Source organism: Paenibacillus sp. FSL R5-0623 (assembly GCF_037974265.1).
GTDB lineage: Bacteria > Bacillota > Bacilli > Paenibacillales > Paenibacillaceae > Paenibacillus.
Map to the genome: position 1 here is coordinate 3,543,746 of NZ_CP150233.1, position 14,687 is coordinate 3,558,432.

The window sequence follows — 14,687 nt, forward strand, 5'->3', positions numbered from 1 at the left end:
CAGTATGAGTAAATCGCTGATCATCGTTGTCCTGATAAGCAGTATGTTGATCGTTCAAGGCTGCGTGCCTGAAATGAGAAACGACTCCAACGTGGAGGAAAAGGCTATGACTTCAGCAGATGAACAGCTGTTCAAGGCAGTAGAGGACAGCGATACTGAACGCATCGAACAAATGATTCAAGCGGGCGCCAATATCAATGCTCAAGATCAGAGTGGACGAACGGCTACAATGATTGCAACCTACAATAATGATCTAACATCGGCTAACGTATTAATTGAAGCGGGGGCAGATGTGAATATACAAGACGATATGAAGAATACCCCGTTTCTGTATGCTGGCGCTGAAGGATACTTGGATATTTTGAAGCTGACAATCGAGGCGGGAGCGGACCCAGCGATAACGAATCGATATGGAGGGACAGCACTTATTCCAGCTTCGGAGCATGGATATGTGGATGTAGTGCAAGAACTACTCACTCAAACTTCGGTGGATGTGGACCATGTGAATCAATTGGGATGGACAGCACTACTCGAAGCGATCATTCTTAACGATGGCAATGCTCAACAGCAGGAGACGATACAATTACTCATTGATCATGGAGCAGACGTGAACATACCGGATCGTGATGGGGTATCACCGCTCAGTCATGCGAAGAATAAAGGCTTTAAGGAAATTGAAGAAATGTTGGTACGGGCTGGAGCGGAATAGAAATGATTCAGGGTAAATAAATTTAACAAAATGTTGAGATCCATGTAAAAATGCTATTCATGAAGCGCCTAATTCCTTCTAAGTTGAAGGGCAGGCGTTTTATTAAAGACGGATTGTCAAACCAAGTGCGACAGTTCCTCTGTGAAAGATTCGTGAGCCGTCTTCCAACCCAAGCATTTTCGTGGTCTGTGATTCATTAGATCGAGTGAGTGTGCGAGTTCTTCATCCTCCACTTGAGCGAAATCTGTACCTTTGGGGTGGAACTCTCGTAGTAAGCCATTCGCATTCTCGTTGGAACCGCGTTGCCAAGAGGAATACGGATCAGCAAAAAAAACGTGTAGGTTATGCGTGGTTTCCAAACTGGCATAACATGCAAACTCCTTTCCTCGGTCAGCCGTGGCTGTGAGAAAGGTCCCTGTAGGGTACTGTGAGATGGCTACACCGAGTGCAATCTCCATCGACAACGCGGTACGGTCGGGCATGAGAACAGCGGTATATAGGCGTGTTTTACGTTCAATCAACGTGGCCACGCAGCCTTTACTTTTCCCACGGCCCGATACGACGGTATCCAGTTCCCAGTGCCCAAACGTTTCACGGGAACGTACCTCTTTGGGACGATCCGAAATGGATCGACCAATGGCAAATTTACCACGAGTTTCTGCGGGTTTTTGACGCTTCCCTTTGTGCCGAAGAATCTGTAATACGCCTTGAACCAAGCGCCCCGTGTAGATCCAGCGATAGATGGTTTTGAAGGTGACGGTTGGCAGGCCTTCCATGCGGAAACGTTCAGTGATTTGTTCTGGAGACCACGTCGCCTGAAGCTTCTTCTCCAAGGAAGCAGCCAAGGCTTCTGACCATTTACCTAGGGAGACAGAAGCCTTACGACGCTCCTCATAAGCGTTTTGAGCGTGTTCTGCCTGATAGGGTTGCGATGCAGCAACACGATCTAACTCACGACAAATCGTCGACGGATGCCTCCCCAGTTCTTTTGCAATGGCTCTCGAACTTTGGCCTTGGCTGTGGAGGATTTCTAGCTTGCTGCGTTCGATTATGCTAAGATGTGAATAACTCATGGACTGATTCTCCTTGTGTGAATGCTTGTGTGGTAACTTTCATTCTACACGAATCAGGCTATGAGCCATTTTTTTATTTCCAGTAGGTGTCGCACTTCATATTACAATCTGTCTAAATCAATCTTACGTTTATCAAAGTGGCATAGTCTTAGCCTGTCATAATCAGATACGAGGATCTTAAAAATTGAATATCTCTGCTTTAAAGTTTGCTATAGTGTACCACTATACTTCCGGATAAAATGGAAATACCAACCATGTAAGCGCTATCTATTAATGTGCTGATTGTACATGTTGGAATCATTCATGGAGGTGTATGATGAAGAGGAAGTCTTGGTATACTTTGGCGGTAACTGGTGTCATCTCTTTATTTTTTTCGGTAAGCGCTTTCGCGGGTTATGTGTTCTGGGAACCTCTAACCTATTTTAACGCAAGTACGTGGCAAAAAGCAGATGGGTATTCCAATGGGAGCATGTTTAACTGTACGTGGAGGGCTAACAATGTTAATTTTACAAGTGACGGCAAGCTTAAGCTTGGTTTGACCAGCTCTGCACAGAACAAGTTTGATTGCGGAGAGTACCGTTCCACGAATACGTATGGGTACGGCTTGTATGAAGTCAGTATGAAACCTGCCAAGAACACAGGTGTAGTTTCCTCATTTTTCACATACACAGGCCCTGCACATGGCACCCAATGGGATGAGATTGATATCGAATTTTTAGGAAAAGACACAACCAAAGTGCAGTTTAATTATTATACCAATGGGGTTGGTAATCATGAGAAGATTATCAATCTAGGTTTTGATGCATCCCAAGGTTTCCATACGTACGCATTTGACTGGCAGCCGGGACATATCAAATGGTATGTTGATGGTGTATTGAAACATACGGCAACCAACAATATTCCTAAAACTCCCGGAAAAATCATGATGAACCTCTGGAATGGAACGGGTGTAGATAGCTGGCTCGGCCCTTATAACGGTGCCAATCCGCTCTATGCAGAGTACGATTGGGTCAAATATACGAGTAATTAAGCAGACTGAAGCAGCCGTTAGCGGCTGCTTTTTTCTATATTCTGGAATTGTATTTATTTAATATATGTATTCAATATCCAATATCCTAAATTAATGCAATAAATGTTGCAATATTAGTATGGGCATAAATATCAAACATTCATTATGATTAACCTGTAAGCAACATTACATAGACTGGGGGAACGAAGTTGGACACAAGTAAAAAGAGACGAGTAGGCAGTTTGGTCATGATCGGTGTATTGGCCCTATCTGCAGCCTTGAGTGGGTGCAGCAGCGGTAGCGACAAGAAAACAGAATCGAGTACACCAGCGACAACGTTGGAGCTCAAAAATGGGAAGTATGATCCACCAGTGTCCATTACGTATTTACGACCATGGGGTCCAGACGTGAAGTTTAAGCCAGGCGAGGATCAGGATAACAACGTCCATACCAAATGGGCCAAGGAGAAACTCGGGATTGAGTTGAAAAACCAGTGGATATCTCCTTCTACCAATAATGCATTTGAAACGAAACTGCGCCTGTCACTGGCTTCCAATGCGGACATGCCAGACATTATTTCGTATCGCGGCGAATTCAATCTGGTGCGTGAATTGATTGAGTCCGGAAAATTTGTCGATGCGGGCGAATTGTTTGACAAATATGCCAGCGACACATGGAAAGCAGCCGTAAACGAAGATCCTTCCGTATGGTATCCTTACATGCAAGATGGCAAAAAGATCGGTATTCCGATTCTGGACTATTCCTATAATGGTGATCCTGTCATGTGGATCCGTGAAGACTGGATGAAGAAGTTCAATCTGGAAGCACCTAAAACTATAGATGATCTTGAAGTCATTATGGAAACGTTTACGAATCAAGATCCGGATGGCAATGGGAAGCAGGATACTTACGGACTCACCATTGGCTTCAAAAACTGGCTGAACACATGGATGTCTGAAGCTGGGTGGGTATTTGGCGCTTATGGTACAATGCCAAACCAATGGAATCTGACGGCAGATGGAAAACTTGAATACGGTTCCGTTACACCTGGTGCCAAACAGGCTTTGGCCAAATTACAGAGCTGGATGAGCAAAGGGTATATCCCGGAAGAAGCTGGCGTGTATGACGAGACAAAAGCAGCTGAAGAATTTACTGCTGGAAAAGCAGGTATTGTGGTCGGTCCTCACTGGATGCCATCCTGGCCGCTGGAGGATGTGAAGAAAAACAATCCTGAGGCTGAATATAAAGCGTATCCAATTCCTTCCGGTCCAAATGGTCAAGCAGGAAGACATGGTACGTCAAACGGAAATGGCGTAGTTCTAATTAACAAAGACATGAAAAATCCGGAAGCCTTTTTCACCTATCAGAACTATCTCTTTGATCACTATGCGAATCCTAAAGAGGGCGATGAGTTTGAGCATGGATTTGCGGAAGGATACGATTGGGTTATGGTAGATGGGAAACCATCAACTGATGCAAGTCTTACGGGTGGTTATGCTCCCGAGAAGTACACTTTGACTTTTGATGGAGCGCGTATTCCCAATCTAAGTATGACAACACTTGCCAAGCTGGCAAGCGGTGAAGAAGCAACTACACCGTTTGAGAAAAAAATCAAATCAGGTGTACCAGTACCTATGCTTGATGCAGCCAAGATTGTTTTGGATCAAAAAGATATCGTGTTCAATCAGATGTTTACCGGTGCACCTTCAATGACAATGCAGATGAACAATGACATTTTGACAAAGATGGAGAAAGACACCTTCTCTCAAATTGTATATGGCAAAACCTCTGTTGATGCGTTCGACTCATTTGTTGAGAAGTGGAAGTCTTCAGGTGGAGATCAGATTACAAAAGAAGTTAACGAGTGGTATGATTCCGTGAAAAGCGGAAAGTAGGATGACGCAGGGCTGGCTGAATTGATTCATCCCGGCCACATAAGCACCAAAAAGGCATTGCAGGAGAGATCTCCGGCAATGCCTTTTTGTATTCGATATAGAAGGGGAAACCGGAGAGATTACTAGAACGTCAAGTCTGGCCTGAGTACTCTCTTAAACCGGCAGATTTTCCCGATATTCCTGCGGTGTAAGATCATAAAATTTCTTGAAAACTCGAATGAAATATGCGGTATTGTTGTAACCGACAAGTTCTGCAATCTCAAACACTTTGGCGGTTGATGTTCGCAAATGATAGGCTGCTTTCTCCATTCTTAATCGGTACACATAGGCAGTAAGTGCTTCACCTGTCTCCGCTTTGTATACCTTGGACAAGTACACTGGATGCAGATGCACATGGTCGGCAATTGCAGGCAGCGATACATCTCCAGCTAGATGAAGGTCGACGAAACTTTTGACGCTGCGCACAATAGTGCTGTGATTGTCTCTAAGCTCTTGTTCAGCATCATCTCGTATGTAATGAAGTGTACGCACGGACCAGTCCTGTAGCTGCTGCGCTGTGGAGTAACTGGGAGCTTGAAAGTAACGATAGGACTCTGCTGGAATTAAAGAAGAGATTTGTTTGCCATTTTTATGAATGATGTACGCAAATGCACCCGCAATAGCAAAATACACCTCGAAGGTTGACTCGGCAATATCATGATGTTCATTGGAATGCAACAGTTCCTCAAATATGTGCTCGATTTTCTGTTCCACATCCTCAAAGCGACCAGCTTCGAGCAGGCTAATCAACGTTGGTGGCTGATACAGCGACCTAATCGTATGTAGAGGATTGGCATCCGTTTCATCGGAAGCGGTGACAAACAAACCTTGCACCTGACCCATTCGTTTACGCATGGACATAACTGTTCGCTCATAGAGTTCTCCAATTTCATGGGGAAACTTGCCCCAACTGGAGACGGAAATGGAGATTGCACCTTTCAGGTATAACTGAACATTGGTTTGAATCTGGGCAGCATACTGCTCAAGCAATGTCTGAGGCGTCTCGCTCCTGCTGTAACTCATCGTTGGTGGATGCTTCATGCTCACCAGAACAACAATGTAATCGTGCACGTCACGTGTATGCCAGATATGAAAATGATTATGCATCACTTCACTTATGATGTTACATATTGCATATTCCATTAGGGCCAGGTCGCCGTGCGCCATATCGGATAGATGTTTCTCCATACGAATAATCAGCATGCCGAGATCCTCTCCTACGGAGTAGGGAAGCTCCAGCAGATCAAGCTTGTCTGCCAGCGTCTTCTGATCATAGACTTTTCCAGTCAGCAACTCATGCAGCATCGTGGATTGAAGCAATGGCAGATGATCCTGAAACGCGTGTAAGGCTCTTTGATGAGATGCTGCGGTTTCCCACTTTTCTTTAATTCGATGAACAAGACGTTGCACGGATTCGATCAGATCTTCATCACTAACGGGTTTCAGCAAGTAATCAAAGCTTTCCTGCGCAATGGCCTGTTTCGCATATTCAAAGTCCGCGTGACCTGATAACAGAATCGTCTGCACATGCGGCCACTTTTCATGAATCACTGTAATCAGTGCAATGCCTGACATTTCGGGCATACGTATATCCGTAATTACAATGTCAATGTCGTGATTGTCCATAATTTCCAGCGCTACTGCACCGGATAAGGCTTCATGAACTGTACCGATCCCGCAGCTTTCCCACGGAATGGTCTCTGCCAGCGTTTCCACGACAGAACGTTCATCGTCCACTAGTAATATTTCCAGCATGGGTCTTTCACCTACTTGTCTGTATTGTCGTGCCATGTGATGTTAACTTTAATCCCACCCATTGAAGAATGGTCATAGAATAGTCCAGATCCTTCACCGTACAGAAAAGATAAACGCTGATGGACATTCCATGTACCACATCCCATATTCTCATCCAGCGGGTTAAGAAGATTATCTCTCAGATGATCAAGCTGTTTCTCAGACATGCCAAGCCCGCTGTCCTCCACGATAATCGTGTACACATCATCCTCGCAGTCCGCATAGATTTTAATCTCACCATCTACCGATTTGGGCTCCAGACCATGAATAATAGCGTTCTCAATAATAGGCTGGAGGGTTAGTCTGGGAACTGTTTTATCTAAAATATCATGGGGCACGTCGATTGTAAAATGCATTCGTTCCAGACGAAGTGACTGGATTTCCAAATAATTTTTGACCATTGTCAGCTCTTCACGAAGCGTGGCTTGATCCTTTTCGGACCTGGTTATGTATCGGTAATACTCCCCCAGATTCAGTGCCATGGCTACCACGGCCTTCTCATTTTTCATTCGGGCCATGTTCTTGATATAGAACAGACAGTTATATAGAAAATGTGGATTAATCTGCGACTGCAACTGTTTGAGCGTGGCTTCCCGACTTCTTAATTTCTCCTCATATACATTCTCGATTAATTCCTGAATTCGTTGTGCCATGATGTTGAAACGTGCAAATAACAAGCTGAACTCATTGCGTGCAGAATGATGAAGCCGAACGGAAAAGTCCCCGGTGGACAAGCGATTTGTCCCTTTCACCAACTGTAAGAGCGGAAGCTGCACACTTCGGTAGAGTGTATATAATACAACAACGCTCATCACGATCAGAACGGCAATTGAAGCGTAAAAGAGATTCCGGCTGCTCGTAATCGGTTTCAAAATTTGCTGCATAGGCACATAGTCAACATAATACCAGCCGAGGCTCTTGGATTGAATGTAAGAGACGTAATATTCCGTTTTGTTCAACGTGGTACTGAATCCACCGCTGGCTTGCAGTTTTGCTCCTTTCAGAGAAGGCAGGATCGCGTTCAAGGTTTCCTTTCCAGAACTATTGCTGATTAATCCATAAACGGGATGGAACATGAACGGATCACCTTTATTATTTAACTTGTTTTGATTAAGAAGTGCAGTTAAGTGATGAACTGGAAAACTGATTTTGGTAATCAATCTGGCTTTGCCAGGTCTCGCCATCGCTGTCGTTGGATCGGTAGTGTACCAGATAAACTGATTGTCGGCATAGGTCCAGGACTGCGAGAGAGGCTCCTTAAATTCATCATCCCTGTACGGAATGTAAGCATAATAATCCGTTGATATCACTTTTTGCATCCTTGGGAAGTATAGTGTGATGGTCGAATGCCATTTGCTTGCTGCGTTGTACAGATTCATCTTTTCCAGAATGGCGCTTCCAACTTTCACACGTTCATAGGGAATGTCCTTGTAGTCGGGACGTTGATATTCCTGAATACTCGAATCTTGCCCAATAGACATCCCATACAATGACAGTTGGTAAATGTTGGATTCTACTGAATCAGCAAATGTTGAGAGATGATTCATCGTATTGTTCTGAATCTCGTGTTCGATAACACGCACGCTTTCCCGGTTCGAGTATGTATAGAGAAACAGCACCAGAATAAGCAGCATCACAAACAACAGTGTAATTTTGGTAAAGACATTCAAGCGTGTGAACAAAGTCCAACCTCCTTAATCTTATTAAAATATTGATATCGTTGTTGCAATATTAGGATATAGATCACAAATTTCCATTGCTATAATTTTAATATACAAGTTCACGATGACTTGTAAAATACAAAATTTAGAACATGGGGGATGCAGGAGTGAAGGAACATACGTTAGAAACGCCGCATAAACGGCGCTCCACCAGGGTTAAACAGCGCTGGAATATGCAACGGAACTGGACCTTGCATATGATGCTCATTCCAGCTGTATTGCTGGCACTGGTGTTTCAGTACATACCGATGGGTGGCATTGTAATTGCTTTTCAGGATTTCAAACCATACTTGGGATTTTCTGAATCCAAATGGGTGGGTTGGGACAATTTTCGATACTTATTCTTATATCCGGACGTAGGTCAGGTGATCTGGAACACGCTGGTCATTGCATTTTTCAAAATCATCGCAGGACTGTTCGCTCCATTCCTGTTTGCCATTTTGCTCAATGAAGTACGCTTGACGGCATTCAAAAGAGTAAGTCAAACGCTTGTGTATCTACCGCATTTCCTATCATGGGTTATTCTCGGTGGTATTCTGCTCGATATCCTGTCTCCTCAGGGTGGCATGGTTAACCAGCTTGTCGAAGCCTTTGGAGGAGAACCGATCTTCTTCCTGGGAGACGGTACATGGTTCCGAGTAACGCTGATCCTCAGTGATGTGTGGAAAGAATTTGGTTTTGGTACGATCGTATTTCTGGCTTCTCTCTCAGGAATTAATCCTGCACTCTACGAGGCTGCCGAGGTGGATGGGGCCAACCGATTTAAACAGACGCTGCACATTACGATTCCGGCATTAATGCCGATTACAATCGTACTGATGACACTCTCTATCGGCAATATCCTGAACGCCGGTTTTGATCAGGTATTCAACTTGTACAATCCGCTTGTGTATGACAAAGGCGACATCATTGACACCTTTGTATATCGACTCGGGATTCTGAACGGGAAGATGAGTTTTGCCACAGCAGTAGGATTGTTCAAATCTGTGGTTGCTACCATTTTAATTGTTATATCTTACAGAATGGCTTACAAACTAGCTAATTATCGAGTTTTCTAGAGAGGAGAAAAGGGCTTGTATTATAAAACAAAAGGATACCGCATATTCAGCATCGCTAACTATACTTTTCTTGGGATATTATCGATACTCTGCATTTTACCAATTATTCATATATTGGCTGTTTCATTCAGCAGTATGGCGCCAGCATCATCAAACCTGGTTACCTTCTGGCCCATCGGGTTCACAACCGACGCCTATGTGAAAACATTCGGGAATTCAAACTTCATCAACTCCTTGATCGTATCACTTAAACGGACTGTAATTGCGACGATCATTGGTATGGTCATCATGCTCTTAACCGCATTTCCGTTGTCGAAGGAAGATATCAGTTTTAAAGGTCGCTCCTTATATACGTGGTTTTTCGTATTTACCATTTTGTTCAGCGGCGGTTTGATTCCAAGTTACATTCTGATCCAAAAGCTTGGCTTGATGAATACAATCTGGGCACTTATTCTGCCTGGCGCACTGTCCGTGTGGAACGTTATTCTCATGATGAACTTCTTCCGCGGTCTGCCCAAAGAACTTGAGGAAGCAGCTTATTTGGATGGAGCAGGTCATATCAAAACGTTGATTCTGGTCTACGTACCGCTTTCACTTCCAGCTATCGCAACCTTGTCCTTATTTACGATGGTGTATCAGTGGAACTCCTGGTTCGACGGCATGATCTATATGTCTGATATTAAAAATTATCCACTTGCTTCTCTATTACAGACCATTATCGTTCAGCAAGATCTCAGCAAAATCAACGTCGATCCTTCCATGTTGGAGAATATCTCGCAGCGAACCGTACGCGCAGCACAGATCTTTATCGGCGCGCTTCCGATCCTGATGGTATACCCGTTTTTACAACGTTTCTTCGTTAAGGGGATCGTTATTGGAGCAGTCAAGGAATAGGCTATGCAAATGCAAGGATAACTGAGCTGAGGGAGGAAGAAGGATGAGAAAAGGACTGGCATGTATGGTGGCATGGAGTTTAATGGCTTCTCTCGTTTATCCAGCAACTGCTGGAGCAGAAAGTGTACAGGGTCAAGCGGAGGTGGGAAATGTGCAGGCGAAAAGCCTGCACTTCTCTGTTCCCTATACAGACCTGACCGGGCATTGGTCACAATCTGCAGTTACAAGGTTGCAAGACTTGAATTTATTGAAAGGTTATACAGACGGTACATTCAAGCCCAGTCAGGTCATTAGCCGAGCTGAATTCGTCATGATTCTGGATCGGGCCTTTGGTTTCACCGGTAATGCGGCGACTGGCTCATATGTGGATATGACTTCAGACGACTGGTACTATGACGTCATGGTACGAGCGAATGGTTCTGGTATCATCGAAGGGACAGACCGTGAGCATCTGTCACCGCAACAACCGATTACACGCCAAGATGCAGCGGTTATGGTAGATCGAGCTTTTCAACTTTCAACGGTTACAAATGAAGATAGTGAACAATTGAAATTTCAGGATGCAGATGATATATCCAGTTACGCAAAGAAAGCGCTTACCTATATGGTGAACGAAAATATTCTTAAAGGTTTCCAGGGTAAATTAAATCCCAAATCCCCGATTACACGAGCAGAGACGGCAACAATGTTGTCGGCGATGATTGCAGATGTAAAAAGCACTCCTGGAACATATGAGTCTCGGGTAGATGGCAACTTGATTATTAAATCAACGGATATCACGTTGAAAAATATGATTGTTAATGGAAATCTGCTGCTGGCAGAAGGCATAGGCGAGGGATCTGTTGTTCTTCAGGGCGTAACTGTTACAGGAAGTGTCATCATTAAAGGCGGAGGCAGTCATTCCATCAACATTAACAACTCCAAGCTGAAGCGAGTAGTCGTTGACAAACGTGGGGAGCCCGTCAGAGTAGCCATTACGGAAGAAAGCAACATTCAGGAGATGCATGTAATGCAGAGATCCATTCTGGAGATCTCTTCAAACAGCCTGATTGATTCCATGAATATCCATGCAGAAGCGAGTCAGTCTCGAATAGATACCAAAGGTACGATCCAAAAATTGAGTGTAGATGCCGATGATGTTGTGATCAACGGAGAGAAAGTAAAACAAGGATTGCGCACATCCATGGTGGGTGAAGCCCAACAACCTGTTTCATCGCAGCCTGGTGGTCCAACCAATGTGACAATCACACCCACACCATCTTCTCCAGATGGACAATCACCATCAACACCAAGCAATCCGGCGGGCGAAAAACCGGTTCCTGCAACAACGATTCCGCATGAGCAATGGGAGCTGGTCTGGAATGATGAGTTTAACGGACCTTCGATTGATTCTTCCAAATGGACCGTGCAGGATACAGGACTCGTTTATAACAATGAAATGCAATATTACAGCCCGGATAACACTCGCATTACGAAAGATCAGAATCGAAGCGTGTTGCAAATTGAAGCAAAAAAGGGTCCGAAAAATGGTAAGGATTACAGCTCTGGCAAACTGATCTCCATGGGAAAAGGCGACTGGACCTACGGTAAAGTAGTTGTACGTGCGAATCTTCCGATCGAAAAAGGCATGTGGCCTGCCATATGGATGATGCCAACAGATGAAGCGCATTATGGTGGATGGCCTGCCTCTGGAGAAATCGATATTATGGAGCTAATTGGTGGCAAAGAGAGTAATAACAAGGTATATAGTACATTGCATTATGACAGTGTGAAGCCTGACGGTTCCCATGGACATGATCAGGGAAGCCTTACCCTTCCGAAGGGAGAAACTTTCGCTGACGATTATCATGATTTCCAGGTGGAATGGTTGCCGGGTATGATTCGTTTCTATGTGGATGGAAAGCTGCATCATGAAGTGACCAACTGGCAAACGAAGGCCGCGGGCCAGCCCGAGTATTATACGTTCCCTGCACCATTTGATCGTCCATTCTATCTGATTCTGAATCTGGCAGTTGGAGGAGACTGGCCAGGCTCACCTGAAAGCAACTTTACTTCCGAAAAGATGAATATTGATTTTGTGCGAGTATATTCTTACAAAAATCTAGACACATGGCCTGATGTAACAACAAATCCCATCGAGCCTGCGCAACAGCGGGAACCACAAGCCGATGGCAATCAAATCTACAATGATCGTTTTTCGGAAGGGTCTACAGACAATGGAGCGCCTCTTCAGTGGAAATTCATCACAAATGCTGATGGAGCTGGCAGTGTCAAAGTTATAACGGATGAGCAGAAAGGGAAAGCAGCAGAAGTTACCATTGATGCATCGGGTACTGAAAACTACTCGGTTCAACTCACTCAGATGCCGATGTACATCAAGAAAAATAAAAAGTACAAGATACAATTTGATGCGAAAGCATCTGCTAACCGTACAATCATGTCCAAACTGAACCAATTTGAAAAAAGCTGGACGAATTATTCGGGTGATAACACCTTTGCACTCACGACAGATTGGCAAACCTATGATTATACCTTTAATATGCGGGATGGATCGGATAACAATGCCAGATTCGAATTTAATCTGGGGCTGGATGATACAACCGTTTGGTTTGCCAATGTCAGACTGATCGAGGTGGGTGAAGCTGATCCGTTAACTGTCGAACGAAACGTGCTACCTGATGGCAACTTTATTTACAATGGCACATTCGATCAAGGCAAGGAGCGTCTGGGATTCTGGTCAAGCAGCATTCAGGACAGTGCGGCAGCCAATATAAGTGTAAATAACTTTTCGAAATTCCCAATTATGGAGCGTCAACTGGTTGTTGATGTTACTCAAACGAATGGTGACCCACAGCAAGTTTCGGTAAACCAACCGGATTTGAAACTGGAAGCGAATACAACGTATGGTTTCTCCTTAGATGCCAAGGCAGATACAACGCGAAGCATCGATATTGATGTTGTCAGCAGTAATGGGCATACGGTACAGGTTCATCAAGGACAAAACCTCTCCTTGAACCAAGAAATGAAAACATTCACCGGAGAAATCATCATTGGAGATGGAGCATCAATCGCACAATCCGAGCTAAGACTGTTATTTGGCAGTTCTGAAGGTAAGGTATATGTGGACAATGTTCGTCTGACGAAACGCGGCAAACCTCTGTCAGTGAATGGCTACGCACATGTACCGGCAACCGAAGCCTGGATGATGCAGGGCTTACAACTGGAGGACTCCGTAGAAGGAGGAAAACATGTCAGTTACATGGATCAGGGAGATCTGCTGCAATATAAAATCGATGTAGCTCACGACGGAGTATATGTTCTGTCTGCCCGAATGGCCAGTGGAAAAAGTGATTCCAAGGTTCAGTTCAGCATTCAGGATGAACACGGTACAACCGTTGCACAATCAGACCTGAGTCTCGGAGACACGGGTGGATGGCAAGCATATCAAACGGTGTATTTCCCAGGGGTCAACTTGACAGCAGGCAAACCCTATTATGTGAATTTTGAAGGAGCAGATTATAATACACGTTGGGTGGATATTTCACAAAACAAAATTCAGAACAGTGAGCTAACAGCTGATCTGAATCATTGGGAGCTAATTCCTAATGATCTGACAGCCTCACATGACGAGGGCGCAGGATTAACGATTAAATTGCCTGGTACAAGTGAACATTGGTGGGATGCTTTGTTACAACAAGGTCAGATCAAACTTGATGCAAACAAAACGTACCGACTTACCTTCGAGGCATTTGCTTCAAGTCCTAAATCCATGCAAGCGGTTCTTTCTCAGAATACAGGGGATTTTGTGAAGTATTTTGAAGAAGAAGTGGAATTAACTACGGATCAAAAGTCGTATACTTACACCTTCACTATGGGGGATAGCTCCGATTCGGCAGCTATGCTAGCATTTGGAATAGGATATCCGCTCTCTACAAGTGAACACTCGATTCACATCAATAACGTCCAGTTATATGAAGTTAATCCGAATGCAGATCAAGGAGGTCAGCCAGCTCATGTTAACCTTATTCCCAATGGAGACTTCTCCAAAGGTAAGGAAGGTTGGTTTACCCACGCGGATGGTAATGCAGCGGACCTTGAGATGCAAGTTAGCAATCAACAGCTTCAAGCCAAGATTGGTCATGCAGGCCAGCATCCATGGGATCGCCAAGTCATCAATGAAGGATTCGGCATACAGCAAGATTTTAAATATAAATTAACGTTTAAAGCCAAAGCGGAGAAGTCCAGAAAATTGGGTTTGGGGATTGGATGGGTTGATGCAGCTGCCAACTATGAATGGCATGGTTTCTTTGGGACACGAGTTGATTTGACTCCAGAAGAACAGGAGTTCACGTTTACATTTGATGCAACAGAAGACAGCTATGCGAATACTCGAATTTCATTTGATCTGGGTAACATTGATGGTGAGCAAGATGGCAACACAACCGTCTCATTATCCAAGGTCAGCTTGATTAATCTGGGTCCTGCCAATTAACTT

Annotated in this window: 9 protein-coding genes; 6 read left to right on the forward strand and 3 right to left on the reverse strand. The window is 44.4% G+C overall.

Features of this window, described 5'->3' with window-relative positions:
• Positions 1-4: 4 nt before the first annotated feature.
• Positions 5-709, forward strand: coding sequence for an ankyrin repeat domain-containing protein (locus MKY92_RS15530; protein ID WP_339296787.1), 705 nt, complete (start codon positions 5-7; stop codon positions 707-709).
• Between the two features lie 116 nt (positions 710-825).
• Here the strand turns inward: MKY92_RS15530 and MKY92_RS15535 are convergent, their stop codons facing one another.
• Complete coding sequence (locus MKY92_RS15535; RefSeq protein WP_339296788.1) at positions 826-1,782, reverse strand: IS30 family transposase; 957 nt, start codon at positions 1,780-1,782, stop codon at positions 826-828.
• A 316-nt stretch (positions 1,783-2,098) separates the two neighbouring features.
• Here MKY92_RS15535 and MKY92_RS15540 point away from each other — a divergent pair, with 316 nt between their 5' ends.
• Both MKY92_RS15540 and MKY92_RS15545 read left to right on the forward strand, forming a co-directional pair.
• The gene (locus tag MKY92_RS15540; protein WP_339301804.1) at positions 2,099-2,812 is read left to right on the forward strand and encodes a glycoside hydrolase family 16 protein; all 714 of its coding nucleotides are present in this window, start codon (positions 2,099-2,101) and stop codon (positions 2,810-2,812) included.
• A gap of 188 nt (positions 2,813-3,000) precedes the next feature.
• Positions 3,001-4,686: an extracellular solute-binding protein gene (locus MKY92_RS15545; protein ID WP_339296789.1), complete on the forward strand. Its 1,686-nt coding sequence runs from the start codon at positions 3,001-3,003 to the stop codon at positions 4,684-4,686.
• Between the two features lie 153 nt (positions 4,687-4,839).
• Here MKY92_RS15545 and MKY92_RS15550 read toward each other — a convergent pair whose 3' ends face one another.
• Together MKY92_RS15550 and MKY92_RS15555 are read right to left on the reverse strand one after the other, a co-directional pair.
• Positions 4,840-6,480 carry a response regulator gene (locus tag MKY92_RS15550; RefSeq protein WP_339296790.1) on the reverse strand — a complete coding sequence of 547 codons (1,641 nt, stop codon included), beginning with the start codon at positions 6,478-6,480 and terminating at the stop codon, positions 4,840-4,842.
• 11 nt (positions 6,481-6,491) lie between these two features.
• Positions 6,492-8,201: a histidine kinase gene (locus MKY92_RS15555; RefSeq protein ID WP_339296791.1), complete on the reverse strand. Its 1,710-nt coding sequence runs from the start codon at positions 8,199-8,201 to the stop codon at positions 6,492-6,494.
• A gap of 212 nt (positions 8,202-8,413) precedes the next feature.
• On the opposite strand from MKY92_RS15555, the gene MKY92_RS15560 reads away from it, so the two are divergent.
• The 3 genes from MKY92_RS15560 to MKY92_RS15570 are packed head-to-tail and all read left to right on the forward strand — an operon-like array spanning position 8,414 to position 14,684.
• On the forward strand, positions 8,414-9,298 hold the full coding sequence (locus tag MKY92_RS15560; protein ID WP_339301805.1) for an ABC transporter permease subunit: 885 nt from the start codon (positions 8,414-8,416) through the stop codon (positions 9,296-9,298).
• Between the two features lie 15 nt (positions 9,299-9,313).
• Positions 9,314-10,192, forward strand: a complete 879-nt coding sequence (locus tag MKY92_RS15565; RefSeq protein WP_017688354.1) for a carbohydrate ABC transporter permease — start codon at positions 9,314-9,316, stop codon at positions 10,190-10,192.
• A gap of 43 nt (positions 10,193-10,235) precedes the next feature.
• The gene (locus MKY92_RS15570) at positions 10,236-14,684 is read left to right on the forward strand and encodes a carbohydrate binding domain-containing protein (RefSeq protein ID WP_339296792.1); all 4,449 of its coding nucleotides are present in this window, start codon (positions 10,236-10,238) and stop codon (positions 14,682-14,684) included.
• Positions 14,685-14,687 lie beyond the last annotated feature (3 nt).